The 2,778-nt window shown below is 48.1% G+C and carries 4 protein-coding genes; all 4 read left to right on the top strand.

Annotation, left to right across the window (positions count from 1 at the left end):
- The first annotated feature begins 141 nt into the window (after positions 1 to 141).
- Positions 142 to 876, top strand: a complete 735-nt coding sequence (locus IQR33_RS10695) for an ABC transporter permease (protein ID WP_193837745.1) — start codon at positions 142 to 144, stop codon at positions 874 to 876.
- A gap of 35 nt (positions 877 to 911) precedes the next feature.
- Positions 912 to 1,793 (top strand): glycine betaine ABC transporter substrate-binding protein, encoded by an 882-nt coding sequence (locus tag IQR33_RS10690; protein ID WP_193837744.1) that lies wholly within the window; start codon positions 912 to 914, stop codon positions 1,791 to 1,793.
- A 4-nt stretch (positions 1,794 to 1,797) separates the two neighbouring features.
- Entirely contained in the window at positions 1,798 to 2,634 is an 837-nt protein-coding gene (locus IQR33_RS10685) for a nitrilase-related carbon-nitrogen hydrolase (protein ID WP_193837743.1), read from the top strand.
- Between the two features lie 14 nt (positions 2,635 to 2,648).
- Positions 2,649 to 2,778, top strand: a 130-nt coding sequence (locus tag IQR33_RS10680; RefSeq protein ID WP_193843693.1) for an MmgE/PrpD family protein, incomplete at its 3' end; no start/stop codon positions are given.

Below are 2,778 nucleotides of genomic sequence, written 5' to 3'. Positions count from 1 at the left end.
TTGGATGCCGTGTGTTGACGAGAATGGCCGCTTAGTGGGCGAAGTCACACAGCGCGGCATTACTCATTATCTAGGCGCAACTTATCAGCGCGATACCTCTCTTAGTGAGCCACAGCCATTGCATCAGGCTAAGGAGGCATCGTGACCAATCAGCTAAAACAAACCTACTATTTCGTTTTATTGGCGTGTGTCTTTGCGTTGGGTATTTATTTACAAGGCGCGGGTACGATCGATGATTTCCTCTACTACCAAGAAGACATTGTTTATTTGACGGTTCAGCACATTGAACTGGTGCTGCTGTCTGGTGGATTGGCGATCCTAATCGCTATTCCCGTCGGCGTATTGCTCAGCCGTCCTCGTTTTCAGAAAGTCGCAGAATCGGCGATGCAGGTTTTGAATGTGGGGACCACGATTCCTACTTTAGCTATTCTTGCGCTGGCAATGAGCTTTCTTGGCATTGGCACCGTGCCTGCGGTATTTGGGCTGACGATTGCCTCGTTGTTGCCGATTGTCAGAAACACCTACATCGGGCTGAAAGAAGTGCCCGCTCATTTAAAAGAAGCGGCGTCAGGCATTGGTATGACCGAGTTACAAATGTTATTTCAGGTTGAAATTCCTAATGCGCTGTTCGTCACTTTTGCCAGTATCCGCACGGCGTTAGCTGTCAACGTGGGCACCGTGCCACTGGCCTTCTTAATTGGTGGCGGTGGGTTAGGGGAGCTCATTTTTACCGGTATTGATCTGGATGAACCCATCATGATGCTGGCAGGCGCTATTCCTACAGCGATGTTGGCTATCGCTATCGACAGTGTGGTAGGAGCCGTTTCCTATGTCACTGTACCTAAAGGCTGTAACCCTATTAGAGCTAGACAATAACAATCCTAAAAATTGAACACAGACAGGAGTCAAACATGTTAAAGCAAATTACTCGCCGCTTGCTGGCCGTTGGTGTACTGCTTTCAAGTTTTCACGCATCCGCGGAAATCGTCGTAGGTGGCAAAAACTTTACAGAACAACAGCTTTTAACGGAGATCACGTCTCAATATTTAACCAAAAAAGGCTACGACGTTGATAAGCGTTCGGGCATGGGCAGTGCGGTTTTGCGTAAAGCGCAAGAAAACGGCCAGATTGATCTTTATTGGGAATACACGGGCACATCACTGATCATTTACAACAAAGTCAAAGACAAGCTCCCAGCAGAGCAAGTGTATCAACGCGTTAAGGAACTCGATGCGAAGAAAGGCCTAGTTTGGCTTAACCCTTCAAAAGCGAATAACACCTACGCGCTCGCTATGCGCAGTGACGATGCGAAACAACGTGGCATCTCTACCTTATCCGACTTCGCCGAGCAAATGCGCCAAGACCCGCCAATGACCATTGCTTTGAATGCGGAATTCTATGCACGAAAAGATGGCTTCCGACCTTTACAGAAAACCTACAAATTCAAAGCTTCACGTGACCAAGTGAAACGCATGGATACTGGGTTAACTTATGATGCGCTAAAAGGGAAAGAAGTCGATGCTGCGCTCGTGTTTGCAACAGATGGTCGTATCAAAGCATTCGGTTTTACCGTTTTAACGGATGACAAACAGTTTTTCCCTGATTACGCGATCACTCCTGTTGTTCGCCAAGAAACGTTAGATATGAACCCAGAGCTTGCCGAGCAATTGAACGCCCTTTCTGCGGCGATCGATGGCGATACGATGTCGACTTTGAATCAACAAGTTGATGTGGAGCGACGTTCGATCTCAGAAGTCGCAAGCCAGTTCCTATCTGAGCATAACTTGGGGTAGTACCATGACTATCCTGCAAGTCAGTGTGGCCCAAATCAACGCCCAGTTAGGCGATGTGAATGCCAATCTGAATATTCATCAGGATTACATAAAGCAAGCTGCGGCCTTAGGGTCGCAGCTATTGCTGTTTCCTGAACTCTCCTTGACCGGATACCAGCTCCAATCCTCTGTGCGTGAAGTTGCCATGAAGCGTGATGATGCTCGGCTTAAAGAGCTTGCGCAACTTGCACCGCAGATGTCCGTGATTGTCGGCTTTGTTGAACAGGCCGCTCCGGGAGAATACTACAACGCGATGGCTTGGTTGCTCGGTGGTACGGTGGTTGCTGTGCATCGTAAAGTCAATTTACCAACCTATGGTGGGCTTGAAGAGGGTAAGTGGTTTCATTCGGGAGAGGCTACCACCAGCGTTTCTCTTGATGAAAATTGGCGAGGCTCGGTTTTAATTTGTGCCGATTTATGGAACCCACCTTTGGTTCATTGCGCGCTACTCGATAAGCCTGAAATCTTGCTCGCGCCGATCAACTCGGCCAGCAGTATTGTCAGTAAAGACTTTTCCAACGAAGACAACTGGTTAGTTAACGTTAAATTTTATGCGGTGCTCTACGGAACTCCAGTTTTGATGGCTAATCGTTACGGGCCAGAGGGCGAAGCGTGGTTTTGGGGAGGAAGCTGTATTTTGTCTCCAACGGGCGAGCTATTGGCGCAGGCAGAAGACGGTGAAACCTTGATAACTGCAACCTTGTCATTGGACGATATTGATAAAGCCAGGTTCGAGCTGCCTACCGTGCGAGACAGCAATACACCATTGATCACAACGCTATTGTCGAAGGCAAAACGCTAAAACTGGAGCAGTAGATGATGCAATCTATTCATCGATTTATTCACGAATTAACCTTTGAACAGCTTCCTGCTGACGTTATTGAACAAGCGAAATATTGCGTCTTGGATCTGTTGGGTGTCGCCGCAGCAGGTAAAGCGACGCAAC

The organism is Vibrio sp. OPT46 (genome assembly GCF_015163535.1).
Classification (GTDB): domain Bacteria; phylum Pseudomonadota; class Gammaproteobacteria; order Enterobacterales; family Vibrionaceae; genus Vibrio; species Vibrio alginolyticus.
The sequence above is the reverse complement of the archived record's forward strand: the minus strand, read 5'-3'. Positions and strand labels throughout refer to the sequence as shown.